Below are 14889 nucleotides of genomic sequence, written 5' to 3'. Positions count from 1 at the left end.
AACGGCGACGGAACGTCGCCGCTACGGCCTGAATGGCGAGTAGAACTCGCCGCTACGAGGAACCGCGCTCCGCTGCGCGTCGCGGCTAAACAAATACCATAAACCAGCAACCAAATACCAAAATCCAGCAACCAAAAACCTCAACAGACACCTATTTCAGGTCCAGGCTCTGCTCCACCCAGCCGGTGGCGGGTGAGCCGATCCGCAAACGCGGGCTGGCGGGGAGCTTGGGTACCCGAATCAGCCATTCCAGCTTGGTCTGGCCGTTGGTCCCGGTCAGTCGTTCCACAAATCCGCGCCCCGTCCCCTGCAGCCATAGCGTCTCCGCCGGCACATCCTGCCAGGCAAACGTAAGTGGCGGCACCTGATCGGTCGTTTCGCCCATCGCACTCATCGTGGGCAGATATCCGGTATTCAGCAGCTTGACCTGGATACGAAAAATTCCCCCGCCCAGTGGTTCGGCGACGGCGGAGTCGATCCGCAAACGGGGAAGCGCCTGGGCCAGTTCCTCGATAAATTGGCGATGCTGGGCGGCTAGGGCGTCTAGTTCCGCGCTGGGGGGGGTGGTCATCACCAAGGGATGAAAGCCCCCGATTTCGACCGTCTGGCCTGGAAAGTCGGGATGGTCGATTTTGGTCCAGGGAACAAAACCCACGCGTTGGTGATGCTCCAGCCAGCGCAGGGCGTTGAGCTGGTCGGCTCCGCGATCTCCGGGTTGCAGAGGAGTTTTGTTCGGGTTAGTGGGTGTTGATGCGGTCGCGGCTGCCTTATCTGATTTTACGGAAGGTTGCTCGGGATCGGTTGTTTGTTGTGCCGGCGGGGTCTCTGGCGGGGAAGCAGTTGATTCCGCCGGGGGTTGCTCGGTCGGGGGCTTTTCTGTGCCGGACTGTTGTGGGCTGGGTTGTTCCGCCGCTTTGGCTTCGGGCGCGGCGGCTTTTTCCGCCGGTTTGGCTGTCGGTTTTTCTTGGGGAGGAATCCACCAGGCGCGGGGCGCAAACGACCAGCGACCATAATGAAAGTAGGCCCAATCGGCAAAGGACCCAGCGCCGTTGGCGGCGGGCGGGGGATTTTTTCCGCCATGCAACTGGCGGTACTTTTCGGCCAGATGTTCCACCAAGGGGGCGTCGGCGGCGGCAATGCGGGTTTTGATTTTCCCCGGATCATCACCGGGCTTCCAGGGATGAAACAGATTTTCCTGACTGGAAAAACTGTAAATCGCGGTGATGTTTTGATGGTCAAAGCAAAAGTCGGCAATCGCCCGCGTTTCGGGCTCGCTGACTTGATGGGGACCGGCGGCTATTTGAAAGAAGGGATATTTGTGCGTGAAGTTGCGGGAAAAGGCCACGCCAGCGCTGCCGTCCTCGTTAAAACTTTCGTCCTGATCGTCGTCGCGTCCCTCGGTATAAAGCGTATAAGCTCCACGTTCGTTGTCTTGCGGTTTGATTTCGATCAGCACGCGTGGGTCGTCCGGGTGGACGGCATACTTGCCCGCCGGGTCGCTGACGCGCATTTGTGTGATCAGGCCGTCGCCATTGAGGTCATTGGCGGGGTCCTCGCCGGTTTGGCCATCGCGGTCATCATCGGTAACGCGGCTATTCCCTTGTGGAGGTTGTAGCGGTTGATTCCAAAATTTGGCCGTGGCGTCCGGCGATGGGCGCGGGATGCAATAGATCGTCACCCGCTGTAACAGGTCGTTTGCCGGGGTGGCTTTTTGTGCGGGATCAAGCTGTTTGGCGTCATGCGTTTTCTGGGCCGGTTCTTTTTTTGGCTCATCCAATGCGGGTGAGGCAGTTGCCGCATCGGTAGCCTGAGGAAGCCCAGCCGCCCACCCACGCACCATGCGCAGGGCCAGTTCGCCTCCCGCCAGGTCCGCGGGTTCGGCACTGCCCACGATCAAAATGGCGGGCTTGTGGGCGGGGTCTTCTTCGCCCAGGGTAAAGAGCCAGACATCGCGTCCGGTTGCGGTTTTGGCCAGAGAGGTAACTTTGACACCGGGGCTTTTTGCCAGTTCCGCCACGGCGGCGTCAAATTCATCCGGAGTCAGATAGCCCGCCAAGGTAAATTGCTGGGCGCTGTCTGCGGATTGATCAGCCCTAGCCAGAAGGGAGTCAGCCATGCTGGCTGTTATCCAGCAAAGAATGAGTAGACTATAAAAGCGAAGGTATGGAGTGGTTGCAGAAACTGCGCGCTTTGGGTTGCTTGCGTTGTTCATGAAGTTTAGGCAAGCGATAATTGCCAGTTGTTAACTTTGTTCGCGATAACTTAGCCAGCCCATATAGCCTAGGGCTAGGCTAGCCACGATAAAAAAAGAGTCGGTGAGTGTGCTTTCACCGCCAAAGGGGATGCCCGCGGCTAAATCCATGGTAAAAATGACCAGGAAAAGCCCTGCGACCAGCATTCCAAAAATAGCGAACCCCTTGGCCATGCACTGCTTCCCAAAATTGTCCCGTTAGTACGCGCGTAAAGCTATTTAATATAGCTTAAATGGGAAAACCTGCTACCAATAACCTGGAAGAGGGCTTTTTTCGCTGAAATTAGCTCCCATGAAGAATTGGCATCATGCTTAACAGCGGCACAACCGTCAAGGCTTGACGCGGTAGAAGTTGGAGTTTTTTTTGCGTAAGTGCTGTAAGGTGAATGATTTCCGGCGAAATGAGCGGGACGACGGTTAATTTGTGGTTTTGGGGTGTATGGATCAATCAGGATGAGCCAACCCTGCAAATCACCAACCAAAAGAGGAATAAATATGTTTCCATTCACCAACACGAGTCAGATTTACCGCGATTTTCGTAAAAATATGCCCATTTGCGACAATTGGGCCTATTTTGACCATGCGGCGGTGGGGCCGTTGTCGGGGCCGGGTTTGCACGCCGTGAAAAAATGGCTGGGGGAGGCTGCGGCGGCGGGAGACACCGTTTGGCCCCAATGGAAAGCTAGCGTGGAGCGTTGCCGTGCCGCCGGGGCTCGGCTAATCGGGGCAAAACCGCAAAATGTGACCCTAGTCCCCAACACGACCTGGGGGATTAGCTTAGTGGCCGAAGGGTTGGATTGGCGAGCGGGTGACAATGTGGTTTTTCCCGCAGATGAGTTTCCATCCAACCAGTACGCGTTTCTCAACCTGACGGCTCGAGGCGTCGAAACCCGCCGGGTCGAAATGCCACCCGGCACGTTGGATTTAGCGAAGTTACTGGCGGCTGTGGATTCCAAAACCAGACTTGTCAGTCTGAGTTGGGTGGGTTACGCACATGGCTGGCGGACCGATGTGGCGGCAGCGGTAGAGCAAATCCATGTGCGCGGGGCGCTCGTGTTTTTGGATGCGATCCAGGGGTTGGGGGTCTTTCCGCTGGATGTGGCGCAGATTCCGGTTGATGCGCTCGCCGCGGATGGCCACAAATGGCTATTGGGTCCGGAAGGAGCGGGTTATTGCTATCTGTCGGACAATTTGTTGGATCAATTGCGGCCCATCGGCGTGGGGTGGAATAGCGTGGTCCAGGGGAACGACTTTACGCGCATCAATCCCGAGTGGCTCCCCACAGCGGCGCGATATGAGGGAGGCTCGCTGAACATGGCGGGCTTCTTGGGCTTGGGGGCCAGCGTGGAACTGCTGTTGGAAATCGGAATTGACAACATAGCCCAGCGAGTGCTGGACTATACGGACGAGTTGGTGGAACGGTTGCGTCAAAGCGGTGCGGTGATTTGTTCTGTCAGGGAACAGCGGGAGCACGCTTCGGGGATTGTCAGCTTTGAAATTCCTAGCTGCGATCCAATGCAGGTCCGCGCGGCGTGTCTGTCAGCGGGCGTGGCGCTTAGCACCCGCGCAGGAAAGCTGCGCGCTAGTCCCCATGCCTATAATGACGAGTCGGATCTGGAGAAGCTGCTTTCCGGGCTGGAATTTGCACGGCGGCAAGGGTGATAAAATAGAGTAGCGGAATTCGCTAGAATTCTGGAATAGCATGTAGCGGGTTTCGCCAGAATTCCGAGACTGCTTCCTATAGCACAATTAGCCAGAATTTTGGAATTTCCCACCACAGTTCCGGACTACAAGGTTAAGTGGCTTTACGCGGTATAAAAACAGCGGTAGGCTGAGTTGCGGCATCGCCTGGGGCAGGCGATAATTTCGATTCGCCACAATTTTATCTCCTTTATCTATTTTTTTAGCCGTTATGTCCAATTCTCCCCGTCTGGCTGTTTATACGGGCTCGTTTGACCCCATTACTCTGGGCCATTTAAATATTATTGAACGGGCTAGCAAGCTGGTGGATCAACTGATTGTGGGGATTGGCGTCAATATTGAAAAGCAGTCGTTGTTTACTCCGGAGGAACGGCTGGAATTGGTGCAAAAGGCGATTCCCCACCTGGTAAATGTCAGTGTGCGATCCTATACCGGTTTGACGGTTAAATTTATCCGCGAAGTCGGCGCGCGGGTCATGCTGCGGGGGATTCGCTCGTTGACTGATATCGAAAGCGAATTCACCATGACACTGGCGAATCGCAAGCTCGACGCCGGCATCGAAACGATCTTTCTGATGGCCGACGATGAATTTTCGCATATCAGTAGCTCGCTATTAAAGCAAATCACGCCGCTGGCGGATGACGCCGAGTTGTGCCAGTTTGTCCCCCGGGCCATCATTGCCGATCTACGGCAAAAATTTCCCCGTACGGGATAAGCGGCGTTTCTTACCCTCTTTCGTGTGCATTAGGTTTCTAAATGTTTCTTCCCTTCACGCGAGTTACAGCGATGACAAATTGCCGAATACTCATTGCGAGTTATGCGCTGGTTTGCGGGATTATTGGTTGTGGGCTTATGGGCGATCTGGCCCGCGCCGCGGATGTCACGCTTTCAGGGAATGGCCAGCTCATCAAATCTTCTGCCCAGATTGCGCCGGGAGAGTACACCCTTGCCGACGCGTCAGGACATGGAGCGATACAAATCGTCGGGGATGATTTGGTGGTTGACTTTCAAGGGGCCACGTTAAACGGGGCCACGGGAAATACGCCACCGAATGAGTATCAAGGGCATGGCGTCATCCTGCGAGGAAAAAACATCACCCTGCGCAATGCCAAAATTCATGGCTACAAGGCCGCCGTTGTGGCGATAAACTGTCCCGGTCTCACACTGGAAAACCTGGATGTCGGGGGAAACTGGCAACAGCGGCTGCGCTCTACCCCCGCGGCCGAGGATGGGGGGGATTGGCTGTTTGCCCATGATAATCCCGACGACCGCTGGCTGCGCGACTTTGGCGCGGGAGTGTATTTGCGGGACTGTGATCGAGCCGTCATTCGGCGGGTAACGGCCCGGCATGGCCAAAACGGTATCGTGCTGGTTAACGTCAGCAATTCAAAAATTTACGACAATGATTGTTCGTTTTTATCCGGCTGGGGACTGGCAATGTGGAAATGCAACGACAATCTCATCTCCCGCAACTCGCTTGACTTTTGCATACGTGGTTACAGCCACGGCATTTATAATCGCGGCCAGGATTCGGCGGGAATATTGCTCTTTGAGCAAAACAACCGCAATATCATTATCGAGAATTCCGCCACGCACGGCGGCGACGGATTGTTTGGCTTTGCCGGCAAGGAAGCCCTGGGTGAGACCCCCGTGCCACCGGATTTTGACTTTAAGCGTCGTGGTTGCAATGACAATTTGATCATGAATAACGACTTTTCCTATGCCAGCGCGCACGGCATCGAAATGACGTTCAGTTTTGGAAATCAATATGTGGGGAACCGCGTGGTGGAGAACGCGATCTGCGGCCTGTGGGGGGGATACAGCCAGGACTCTTACATCGCGGCCAATGATTTTCATGGCAATGGCGAGTTTGGTTACGGACTGGAACGGGGCGGGGTGAATATCGATTCCGGTAAAAATAATCTTATCGTCCGCAATCGCTTTGAAAAAAATAAAGCCGGCGTCCACCTGTGGGGACCGGCCAATCCCGACTTTCTCAAAAAACCGTGGGGCCAGGCCAACCAACCCGCCAGCACCGGAAATGTGATCGCCCATAATTCGTTTGACGGGGATGACCTGGCGATTCAACTGCGGGGAGAAACCCGGACCGGCGTTGGCCACAATACCTTTAAAAACGTCAAACGGGAAATCGACGCGGGAGATCAGTCTAAAGTGGAGGAACCTCCGGAAGTCCCGCAAATTAAAATCGCCGCCGAGCCCCTGGGCGAGACCCGCCCCGTGGGAGCTAGGGCAAAGTTGCGCGGACGGGACAAAATTTTGATGACCGAATGGGGGCCGTATGATCACATGCGACCGATGATTTTTCCCACTAATGGCGTCGGCAGCGCGACCTTGGATTTGCAACTATTGGGTACAACCGGCGAATTTGCCGTGAAAAGCCACACGGGCCAAGTCCGGCTCTCGGCCACCCAGGGGACAGTTCCCGGTAAGCTGACCGTCCAGGCGACAGAACCAGGCGTGCATCCCTTTACGGTCACGATTGACATTAATGGTCAAGAGTTGACCGCCGTCGGCACGCTGGTCTGGACGACCTGGGATGTCAAGTTTTTCCAGTGGACTGCCGACCCGCGGCATGATCTGCCCGCCTGGAGAGCGTTGATTGCTGGCAAACCGATATCGGAACAGCAAATCGATCGCGTGAATTACTCCTGGGGGGCCGGGACGCTGGGGCCTAATCTTCCCGGTGACCGCTTTGGCACCGTCGCCACGACCAAGATCGACCTCCCCGCAGGAACTTACCTCCTCAAAACCGTATCGGATGACGGCATCCGCGTTTGGGTGGATGAAAAACTGGTGATTGACGATTGGACATGGCATGTCCCAACCGCCCATGATCAAGAAATCACGCTGGAAAACGGAGAGCACACGGTTCGGGTGGAACATTTTGAAATTGATGGCGTCGCGCAATTGCAAGTGGGCCTAGAGCCAGTGGAGAAGTAATACGCTTTCTAGCTAAACGTAGCGCGGCTAGCGATTTGTGATGGCACCCAGTATGAATGGTTTGTTTACGGATGACGCTACCTCGTTGCCTTAGATTCCCCATCCGCTCCTCGGTAAAGGGAAAATGACAAATGGCAGGGCCAATGGCCCGGCTCATTCGCGACTGCCGTTAACTTTCGTTGAGCGCCGCCACCGCTAACTGCAGGCGAAACTGTTCTACCTGGGTAAATTGATCCCTTGCCCGCGACTGCAAGTTCATCAAATGTGTCGGATGCAGGTGCGTGATCATGCCGGGGACTTTTTCGAGCGCGGTCCACAAGGCCAATTTGCCGGTAATCCCCAACGAGAGCAGTTCCAGGGCCTCGAATTGCCCATGGGTTTCATCCAGATTCAGTTTGAATTGACCTAGTTTTTGTGTAAACCAGGCCAGGGTGTTTTTTAATGTATTCGTCGAACCTTGTTGTTCTTCGATCAAGTTTTGCAAGACAATCCGGTCGCTTTCTATTTCCGTCAGTAGCGTCTGGGAAAACTCAGCCAAGCGTTGATGAGAAGTTTGCTTGGCCAGATCGCTCAATAGACTGACGGCAAATTCTGACCCAGCCAGATGATCTTGCAAGTAAATCAGCAATGCGTTGGGCATGGCACAAACCTTCACGAAGGAATGAAATACGCAAAAATATTTCAAGCGTGTTTTTGGCAAAAAATCGCGCACGACAGAGAGTGCCAGTGAACATGCAGCAAATGGTATGCCGTATTTTCCGGGCTTAACAAGCACGAACAGGCGGAAAAGTTGACGCGGCGATTAGGCCACGATTTCCCGAGCAGGGCTAAAGAATTGCTGGTAACGCAAGGCGGGCCCTGCCGCCACAAAGACAAATAAGTGTTCCTGCTCTTGCCAATAGGCAACGCTGACTCCCTGCGTGCTGTGCTGCGGCTGATTAGGAACTCGCGTGCCGACATCGGAAATGGTTTGGCGGATGACAAACAGCGCGGCTGGAGCCTGGCCAACCGGGGTAAAATCGTACGCCACCGCCGGAAAGCGAAGGGTCGAACTGACATCCTGCCACGCCCGGGGCTGATATCGCAACGTCCGGGGAAGGGGAAACTGAGCGGTGGGTAGACGGGCGGTCTGCCACGCCTTATCGGAAATCTCGTCAGAGAGCCACGTCACCGCCCCCGCCAAATCCTCGACAGTCAACCGGGGGCGCTTGGGCCAGCTAAAATAAACCGCCCCGACCGCCGCGGCACTGGCCGCGGTTAACCAGCCTAGCCACATGCGGCGAGAATACTGTTGACGCGAAAACCGTCGGCGCGAAAACTGTGATGGCTCCCCCAAAGGATTGGTGGGAACATCATTTAAGCTATCAACGGAGGTAACAGGCGCTGTCTGAGCTAAGCGGGCGAGGATGCGCTCGGACAAATCGGATGGTACGGGGCCCGCGACGAAGGGAGCTCCAACCACAGCGGTAGCCAATCGCTCCTCCCACGCGGCGAGGTGCGCTAACCCCGGAGATAATGCGGGATCCGCGCTTAAAATATCACGGATTTGTAAGAGTTCCGCCTGTTCCGTCACATCCGTTGGCTGATCGACTGGCTCAGCCCCCCGCAATGCCCCATCGCCCAGGGTTGCATTGCGCAATGCCCCATCCCGCAGTGTCGCAGCGCGGCAACTGAGCAACAGTTCGAGTTGTTCGGGGCTAAGGGGGGACACAGGAAGATTACATGCGAAAAATGGGGTTATTCGGACTTTTGAAATTTCTTACCGCGGCGGGGAGGCTCGGTCGTAAAATTAGCTCGTGGCTTGGAAGGCAAGGTTGCGGGAGCGGATAGGGGAACGGGGGGGGCATCCTCGGTCGTGAGTTGTTCACGCAGCCAAACTTTGGCCCGTGAAAGCCGACTCATTACAGTCCCCACGGGAATCTCTAACCGCGCGGCCAGTTCCTTGTACGAACATTCTTCAAAGTAAAACCCAACCAAAATCTGTCGGTATTCAGGAGGTAACCGCTGTAAGGCCTGGTCCAGGATCGCGGGGTCCAGATCATCCGGGGGCACCCGAGCGGGCAGGTTTAACTCTGTCTGGTCCAAACTTTGCAAAGTCTGCGTTACGGGGGCTTGCCGTGTTTGTCGCAAATAACGCCCAAAGGCGCTGCGTACCAACGCAAATAACCACGCCCGCGCTGTATCGGCCCCGCGAAGTTGGTGAAAATTTTGTTGGGCGAGCATAAATGCCTGCTGGACCAGATCCTCGGCATCGGTGGCGGAACCGCACAGCCGATAGGCATAGCGGTACAACGAATCGGTGTGCGCCCGCACCAACTCCGCCAGCGTCAACGATGGGCAATCCTGATCCATACAGTGCCACACTCTACTCTTGAGAGCCAAATTTGGCTCTAATATTCCCAAAATGAGGATTGGGTTAGCAAATTAATTCCAAGAATCTTCAGGCGACGACGAAGGAGACTAACGGGAAAATGAGATTCTTCGGAAAGTTCTTCGCGGGGATAGAAAATTTCTTGCCCTCGACCGCATTTTACCGTGAAAAAAGTCGGTCTGAAAAATTTTTTCCAGAAATCCAAAGAAATTTTTGGAATGACCGGGAATAAACGCCAGCTTCAGTGGCTCTAACAAGTGTAACAAAGCAGAGCATTTATTTTGCTGCCCATTTGGACAATTGTAAATGTGTGGCTGTAAATTCGCGACAAATCGTGTCAATTGACGGGTTGGCAGGCTTGGCAAACTGTGCTTGCTTCAATTTAGTGCTTGCTTGGATTTTATTTCCCGCCGAGTGTTTCGGCGGGGTGGCGAAGGTGCTATTTGGCATCTTCATAGAGTTAGGTGACCCTTATAAGGATGTTTTCCATGAAGAAGTTTTTTGCTTTGATGGTAATGGCCGCGATGACCGTCTCGATGATCGGCTGTGGCGAAACCAAGAAGGCTGATCCAAAGCCCGCTGATACCCCAGCTGCTGGTACCACCGATAAGCCCGCTGAAACCCCCAAGATGTAGTTTCCGGCAGGTTTTTGCCTGCCTGAATGAAACATGTTGAACCAAAGAGCGTTCCGGCCATCCCGCAGGGGTTGGGACGCTCTTTCTTTTTTGCCCCGCATTGGCAAAAAGAATCCCGCCATGGCGTTTGTTTGCAATGATTCCTTCCCACCGGCAATATTATTTGTTGCCTCCGGCAATATTACTTGTTGCCTCTGGCAATCCCGTATGGTTTGCCAGCAGCTAATCTTAGCTGTCAACAGCAGCGATTGCGATGCAACTGCTCGCGCAATTGCCCCCACACCTAGCAGTGTTCTTTTTTTTAAGGATTTCTCTCATGAAGAATTTGTCATTTTTGTTGGTGATTTTTGCCTTGTGCGGCACCTTGACGCTGACCGGTTGCGGTGACGCCGCGAAGCAAAAGGCGGACGAAGCCAAAAAGAAAATGGATGAAGCCGCCAATGCAACTGCTGACGCTGCCAAAAAGGCTGGTGAAGCCGTAGGCGATGCCGCTGCCGACGCTGCCAAGAAAGTTGGCGAGGCTGCTACAGAAGCCGCCACCGACGCTGCTAAGCAGGTGGGTGATGCCGCCGCTGGTGCCGCGGACGCTGCCAAGGATGCCGCCGCTGGTGCTGCCGACGCCGCTAAGGACGCCGCCGCTGGTGCCGTGGACGCCGCGACCGGCAAGTAAAGAAAGTCGCCTGAGTTTTATTAGGCCTGACCTAATGATTCAGCATGCAAAAATGTTTAGCCCCAAAGTGCAAACTCTTGGGGCTATTTTTATGATTTCTGGTTACTATTCCAGCGAATTGCTAACCGCGATGAGAGACTTCCCAGTTGCTCACTCATCGCGAAATATAACAGCGGCTAGGCTGTAGATAAAAACAAATTCCAACCGGCTTTCCGCCGCGGCATAGACCGCATTCAAGGCGTTCGTCACCCCCTCTCTCGATTGCGATAGTGATAATCGTGGATTGCGGCAGCATATAGCTCGCTACGGGAGAGTCCGCGTGCCAGGGCGAATTGCTCGGCTGCTCTAAATAGTTCATCCGGTAGGGAAATGGTGATTTTCATACCGTTTGTAACATACAGAACTTGCTCAAACTAGGATTTCTTAGGCTGCTTCCACCGCCGCGTATAGCTTCCCCTTGTTGGTCAACCAGGCCACGTCTTCCCGCTCGGCATGTTCCTGGATTTCACGTAGGAAATCAACTGTTTCCGATTCATAACACGGTTCGCTCGGATCATCGAGCGGGATCACTTGCTCGACCTCGACCGCGACCACGTACTTTGCGGTCTGCACAAGGCGTGTTCGCTTAATTCGCGCTCCTGGAATTCGCATGGCTTTGAAACTGGAAACAGGAAAATAGATAGTAAGTGTAACGAGGTTGGCGATCCCAGTCTTCATTCCCCATACCCCCGTGGATGCCGACGATGCCAGTCCCAGGCGGTCGCCACGATGGATTCCAAATCCGGGTACCGAGGCTGCCAGCCCAGTTCGTGGCGGATTTTTTCGCTACTGGCCACTAACGCCGCCACATCCCCCGCGCGCGCGGGGCCTATCTCCTGTGCGATCGAATGACCGGTGATACGTGTGGCCGTGTCGATGACTTCGCGCACGGTGTAGCCGCTGCCATTTCCCAGGTTATAGAACAAACCGGGCTCAGTCCGGGTATCAAGCGCCTGCAGGGCCAAAATATGGGCCTGCGCCAGGTCGGTCACATGAATGTAATCCCGGACACAGGTTCCGTCGCGCGTGGGATACTGATCGCCAAAAATTGTGATTTTTGAACGCTGACCCAGCGCGACCTGTAGCACCAAGGGAATCAAATGCGTTTCGGGTCGGTGGTCTTCACCCAGGGTGGTGGTGGCCCCGGCGGCATTAAAGTAGCGAAGGACGGCGAATTTTAACCCGTGGGTTTTATTCAGCCAAAAGAGGGCTCTTTCGAGGTAGTGCTTGGCCTCGCCATAGGGGCTGCCGGGAATAAGGGCCTCGGTCTCATCAATGGGGATTTTTTGCGGTTGATCGTACAGATTGGCCGTGGAAGACAGGATAAAGCGGTGCACACCCGCCGTAACGGCCGCCTCTAGCAAATTGAGCCCCTCGCTGACGTTATGATGCAAATACAAAAACGGTTGCTGCATCGACTGGCCCACCTGGCTGCGGCTGGCAAAGTGTAAAATGGCCTCCGGCCGCAATTTTGAGAGTGTTTCGGATAACTGGGCCTTATCGGCTAAATCCAGCTCAAAGATTTTTGCCTGCGGATGGACCGCTTGGCGGTGGCCTAGGGAAAGATTGTCCAGCACGGCCACGTCATAGCCACTGGTAATAAGTTCCGCCACGGCCACGCTGCCAATATATCCCGCGCCTCCGGTGACCAATACCAGCATGTTTTGCCTTTTTTTGTAAAGTCGGGGTTTTAGGTCGTGCTGTAAAAAAGATGATGGCTAAGTATAGCAATTATCAGGCCAAACAGAGGGGAGCTAACCTGGTAATATGCTGTATCGTAATTCCACGGCGTTGCCGGGCAAGCGTCAGTCCGTTAAAACAACCAAATTCACGCTCTCCCGGGGTAAATTTATCCTCTGGACCACATTTTTTCATATAGCCCCTCCATGACAGCAGAACCCTTTTTAAAAGCTGAATTGCCCGGTCTCCCCGTGCGCCATGGCAAAGTGCGGGATGTCTTTGACCTGGGGGATCGCCTGCTCCTGGTGAGCACCGATCGGATCAGTGCTTTTGACTGGATCTTACCAGGGGGAATTCCCGATAAGGGACGCGTGCTCAATAGCCTGAGCGCGTGGTGGTTTGCGCAGTCGGCGGAGGCTCATCATGTGCTTAGCACCGATCCGGCGGATTTTGGCCTGCCAGCCACGGTGGATCCTCGCCCTTTGGCGGGACGGGCTTTATTAGCTAAAAAAACAGACGTGATCCCGATAGAATGTGTGGTGCGGGGTTATCTGGCCGGTTCGGGCTGGAAAGAATACCGTGCCAATCGCAGCGTGTGCGGGGTCGCGCTGCCGCCGGGGCTGGTGGAAGGGGCCATGCTGCCCGAGCCGATCTTTACCCCCGCGACCAAAGTGAATAGTCCCACCGGCGAAAGTGGCGGGGGGGCCCACGATGAAAACATTGCCTTTTCACGCATGGTTGACCTGATCGGCCAGGAAACGGCGGAAGAATTACGGCGACGCAGCCTGGCCCTGTACCACTGGGGGGCGGCGATCGCCCGGGAACGGGGAATCATCATTGCCGACACCAAATTCGAGTGGGGACGCCTGCCGGATGGGGGAATCATTTTAATTGATGAAATATTGACGCCGGATAGCTCGCGGTTTTGGCCACGGGATGACTACCAGCCGGGCCACGCCCAGGCTTCCTATGATAAGCAGTATGTGCGGGATTGGCTGGAATCGAGCGGATGGGACAAGAACTCCCCCCCGCCGCCGTTGCCCGCGGGGGTGGTGGCACAAACCCGGGAAAAGTATATCCAGGCGTTTGAGCGATTGACGGGGGGGAATTTTCCCTGGAAGTAAATTTCGATTGTCGAACCGACCGAAAATCGTTAGTGTTGAAGGTAGGGTCGGACAGCAACTAATTTTGTTCCTTTTTTTGAGGTGCGTTCGTGTCAATAGTGCGTGTCGGCAGCAATGAAAAGTTTGCCAGCGGTTGGGAAAAAGCCTTTGGCAAAAAAAGCGGTTCCAAGAGTTCCCCCGCGGCGGTGAGCGCGGGCAAAAAAGCCAAACCCGCGATGAAAAAAGCGGCCAGTTCCAAAAATAAAGCGGCCAAGAAATCCGCCAAGAAGTAAGGCGGATTCGCCGTCACCACCCGCCCACGAGGGAGTTTGCCGATGCGCCTTTTATCCGACACCAGTCCCGAGGCCGAGCGCGTGCAGATCGAGCTGATCCGCAAAAAGTCGCCCCAAGAGCGTTTTGAGCTGATGGCGCGGCTGACGGATGAAATCATTGGAATTGGCAAGCAAGCGATATCCCGGCAGTATCCCCATCTATCACCACAAGAGGTAAACTATCGCTTTGTTAGCCGCAATTATGGAGCGGAGATGGCAAGACAATTCAAAATTGCGGATGAAGAGCGTGCGCATGAACGAACAAAACATCATTCGGCAGGCACTTGAGCCGGTAATCGAAACTTTCCATCGATTACAAATTCGCTACTTTATTGGTGGCTCGGTGGCGGCTAGTTACTATGGATTATCCCGCACGACGGTGGATGTTGATCTGTCGGTGGAATTAGACCGGTCACAGGTTGAAAAGCTAGTAATATCCCTGCAAAATTCGCATTATCTGAGTGAGTCGGCCATCGAAGCGGCTTTGCGGGAACAATCCAGCTTCAATTTGATCCATTTTGAAACGGCATTCAAGGTCGATTGCTTTATAAGTCATCGCCGCGATTTTGATTTAATCGCCTTCGAGCGCGCTATTGAACAACCGTTAGGCGTCGCGCAACCGCTACAGGTTCGAGTGGCCACTGCCGAAGACGTCATACTTCTTAAGTTGGGTTGGTTTCGATTAACGGATGAAACTTCCGATCGGCAATGGGGCGACTTGTTGGCAATCGCAAAGTCGCGTTATTCAGAATTAGATCAGACTTATCTGCGAAAATGGGCTCCCGAATTGGGCGTGGCTGATTTATTGGAAAAACTGTTGGAAATTGGCAAAAATTTTGCTACATAACTTTAATCTTGGCGCGGGCGCTAGCTTGCAAGTCGATGCATCAGGCAGTAGGCCCTTTATATCGTATTGCCCCTATTACCAAGGACGACACTGCGCTTGCCCTTGTCTGGGATAGGCCGAGTCTTTGGCCCGCAAAGAATCAAATGCCTTTGGACCGCGTTTACTGACTTGTGTAAAATCTGTCTAATCAATGTGATCTGTGTTCTATTCTTATCCGATTTTGAGTTCCAATCTACTCCGTTCCGCTCGGTCTGCTCCTCCGCTCCTCTGTGATTGAGTATTTTGAATTGTCTAATACG

At 54.4% G+C, this 14889-nt stretch carries 16 protein-coding genes; 9 read left to right on the top strand and 7 right to left on the bottom strand.

Features of this window, described 5'->3' with window-relative positions; all coding sequences use genetic code 11:
- Positions 1-151: 151 nt before the first annotated feature.
- Together SFX18_14725 and SFX18_14720 are read right to left on the bottom strand one after the other, a co-directional pair.
- Positions 152-2116 (bottom strand): M14 family zinc carboxypeptidase, encoded by a 1965-nt coding sequence (locus SFX18_14725; GenBank protein ID MDX1964403.1) that lies wholly within the window; start codon positions 2114-2116, stop codon positions 152-154.
- 126 nt (positions 2117-2242) lie between these two features.
- The gene (locus tag SFX18_14720) at positions 2243-2425 is read right to left on the bottom strand and encodes a hypothetical protein (GenBank protein ID MDX1964402.1); all 183 of its coding nucleotides are present in this window, start codon (positions 2423-2425) and stop codon (positions 2243-2245) included.
- A gap of 321 nt (positions 2426-2746) precedes the next feature.
- Between SFX18_14720 and SFX18_14715 the strand changes: the two genes are divergently transcribed.
- From SFX18_14715 to SFX18_14705, 3 genes are all read left to right on the top strand, one after another.
- Positions 2747-3913: an aminotransferase class V-fold PLP-dependent enzyme gene (locus SFX18_14715; GenBank protein ID MDX1964401.1), complete on the top strand. Its 1167-nt coding sequence runs from the start codon at positions 2747-2749 to the stop codon at positions 3911-3913.
- A gap of 250 nt (positions 3914-4163) precedes the next feature.
- On the top strand, positions 4164-4667 hold the full coding sequence (gene coaD / locus SFX18_14710; GenBank protein ID MDX1964400.1) for a pantetheine-phosphate adenylyltransferase: 504 nt from the start codon (positions 4164-4166) through the stop codon (positions 4665-4667).
- 137 nt (positions 4668-4804) lie between these two features.
- Positions 4805-6913, top strand: a complete 2109-nt coding sequence (locus SFX18_14705) for a right-handed parallel beta-helix repeat-containing protein (GenBank protein MDX1964399.1) — start codon at positions 4805-4807, stop codon at positions 6911-6913.
- 169 nt (positions 6914-7082) lie between these two features.
- Here SFX18_14705 and SFX18_14700 read toward each other — a convergent pair whose 3' ends face one another.
- The 3 genes from SFX18_14700 to SFX18_14690 form a co-directional block, all read right to left on the bottom strand.
- Entirely contained in the window at positions 7083-7553 is a 471-nt protein-coding gene (locus SFX18_14700; GenBank protein ID MDX1964398.1) for a hypothetical protein, read from the bottom strand.
- A 162-nt stretch (positions 7554-7715) separates the two neighbouring features.
- Entirely contained in the window at positions 7716-8624 is a 909-nt protein-coding gene (locus tag SFX18_14695; GenBank protein MDX1964397.1) for a hypothetical protein, read from the bottom strand.
- Between the two features lie 26 nt (positions 8625-8650).
- Positions 8651-9265, bottom strand: a complete 615-nt coding sequence (locus SFX18_14690) for a sigma-70 family RNA polymerase sigma factor (GenBank protein MDX1964396.1) — start codon at positions 9263-9265, stop codon at positions 8651-8653.
- A gap of 507 nt (positions 9266-9772) precedes the next feature.
- On the opposite strand from SFX18_14690, the gene SFX18_14685 reads away from it, so the two are divergent.
- Positions 9773-9919: a hypothetical protein gene (locus SFX18_14685; protein ID MDX1964395.1), complete on the top strand. Its 147-nt coding sequence runs from the start codon at positions 9773-9775 to the stop codon at positions 9917-9919.
- A 316-nt stretch (positions 9920-10235) separates the two neighbouring features.
- On the top strand, positions 10236-10589 hold the full coding sequence (locus tag SFX18_14680; protein MDX1964394.1) for a hypothetical protein: 354 nt from the start codon (positions 10236-10238) through the stop codon (positions 10587-10589).
- A 423-nt stretch (positions 10590-11012) separates the two neighbouring features.
- Here SFX18_14680 and SFX18_14675 read toward each other — a convergent pair whose 3' ends face one another.
- Both SFX18_14675 and galE read right to left on the bottom strand, forming a co-directional pair.
- Complete coding sequence (locus SFX18_14675; protein ID MDX1964393.1) at positions 11013-11201, bottom strand: hypothetical protein; 189 nt, start codon at positions 11199-11201, stop codon at positions 11013-11015.
- Between the two features lie 101 nt (positions 11202-11302).
- A complete protein-coding gene (gene galE / locus SFX18_14670) occupies positions 11303-12289 on the bottom strand; it encodes a UDP-glucose 4-epimerase GalE (GenBank protein ID MDX1964392.1) in 987 nt (328 codons plus the stop codon).
- Between the two features lie 225 nt (positions 12290-12514).
- Between galE and SFX18_14665 the strand changes: the two genes are divergently transcribed.
- The 4 genes from SFX18_14665 (at position 12515) to SFX18_14650 (ending at position 14590) form a co-directional block, all read left to right on the top strand.
- A complete protein-coding gene (locus tag SFX18_14665) occupies positions 12515-13432 on the top strand; it encodes a phosphoribosylaminoimidazolesuccinocarboxamide synthase (protein MDX1964391.1) in 918 nt (305 codons plus the stop codon).
- Positions 13433-13521: 89 nt separating this feature from the next.
- The gene (locus SFX18_14660; GenBank protein MDX1964390.1) at positions 13522-13704 is read left to right on the top strand and encodes a hypothetical protein; all 183 of its coding nucleotides are present in this window, start codon (positions 13522-13524) and stop codon (positions 13702-13704) included.
- A 42-nt stretch (positions 13705-13746) separates the two neighbouring features.
- Entirely contained in the window at positions 13747-14031 is a 285-nt protein-coding gene (locus tag SFX18_14655) for a hypothetical protein (GenBank protein ID MDX1964389.1), read from the top strand.
- The gene (locus tag SFX18_14650) at positions 13997-14590 is read left to right on the top strand and encodes a hypothetical protein (GenBank protein ID MDX1964388.1); all 594 of its coding nucleotides are present in this window, start codon (positions 13997-13999) and stop codon (positions 14588-14590) included. The genes SFX18_14655 and SFX18_14650 overlap by 35 nt, the downstream gene beginning before the upstream one ends.
- The last annotated feature ends 299 nt before the right edge of the window (positions 14591-14889 follow it).

The sequence above is a fragment of the Pirellulales bacterium genome, assembly GCA_033762255.1.
Taxonomy (GTDB): domain Bacteria; phylum Planctomycetota; class Planctomycetia; order Pirellulales; family JALHPA01; genus JANRLT01.
The sequence above is the reverse complement of the archived record's forward strand: the minus strand, read 5'-3'. Positions and strand labels throughout refer to the sequence as shown.

Excerpts from the sequence above, each read along its gene's own strand:
- galE (MDX1964392.1), bottom strand. The coding sequence starts at position 12,289 with ATGCTGGTATTGGTCACCGGAGGCGCGGGATATATTGGCAGCGTGGCC.
- SFX18_14700 (MDX1964398.1), bottom strand. The coding sequence starts at position 7,553 with ATGCCCAACGCATTGCTGATTTACTTGCAAGATCATCTGGCTGGGTCA.
- SFX18_14725 (MDX1964403.1), bottom strand. The coding sequence starts at position 2,116 with ATGGCTGACTCCCTTCTGGCTAGGGCTGATCAATCCGCAGACAGCGCC.
- coaD (MDX1964400.1), top strand. The coding sequence starts at position 4,164 with ATGTCCAATTCTCCCCGTCTGGCTGTTTATACGGGCTCGTTTGACCCC.
- SFX18_14655 (MDX1964389.1), top strand. The coding sequence starts at position 13,747 with ATGCGCCTTTTATCCGACACCAGTCCCGAGGCCGAGCGCGTGCAGATC.
- SFX18_14685 (MDX1964395.1), top strand. The coding sequence starts at position 9,773 with ATGAAGAAGTTTTTTGCTTTGATGGTAATGGCCGCGATGACCGTCTCG.
- SFX18_14720 (MDX1964402.1), bottom strand. The coding sequence starts at position 2,425 with ATGGCCAAGGGGTTCGCTATTTTTGGAATGCTGGTCGCAGGGCTTTTC.
- SFX18_14715 (MDX1964401.1), top strand. The coding sequence starts at position 2,747 with ATGTTTCCATTCACCAACACGAGTCAGATTTACCGCGATTTTCGTAAA.
- SFX18_14680 (MDX1964394.1), top strand. The coding sequence starts at position 10,236 with ATGAAGAATTTGTCATTTTTGTTGGTGATTTTTGCCTTGTGCGGCACC.
- SFX18_14690 (MDX1964396.1), bottom strand. The coding sequence starts at position 9,265 with ATGGATCAGGATTGCCCATCGTTGACGCTGGCGGAGTTGGTGCGGGCG.
- SFX18_14665 (MDX1964391.1), top strand. The coding sequence starts at position 12,515 with ATGACAGCAGAACCCTTTTTAAAAGCTGAATTGCCCGGTCTCCCCGTG.
- SFX18_14705 (MDX1964399.1), top strand. The coding sequence starts at position 4,805 with ATGGGCGATCTGGCCCGCGCCGCGGATGTCACGCTTTCAGGGAATGGC.
- SFX18_14650 (MDX1964388.1), top strand. The coding sequence starts at position 13,997 with ATGAACGAACAAAACATCATTCGGCAGGCACTTGAGCCGGTAATCGAA.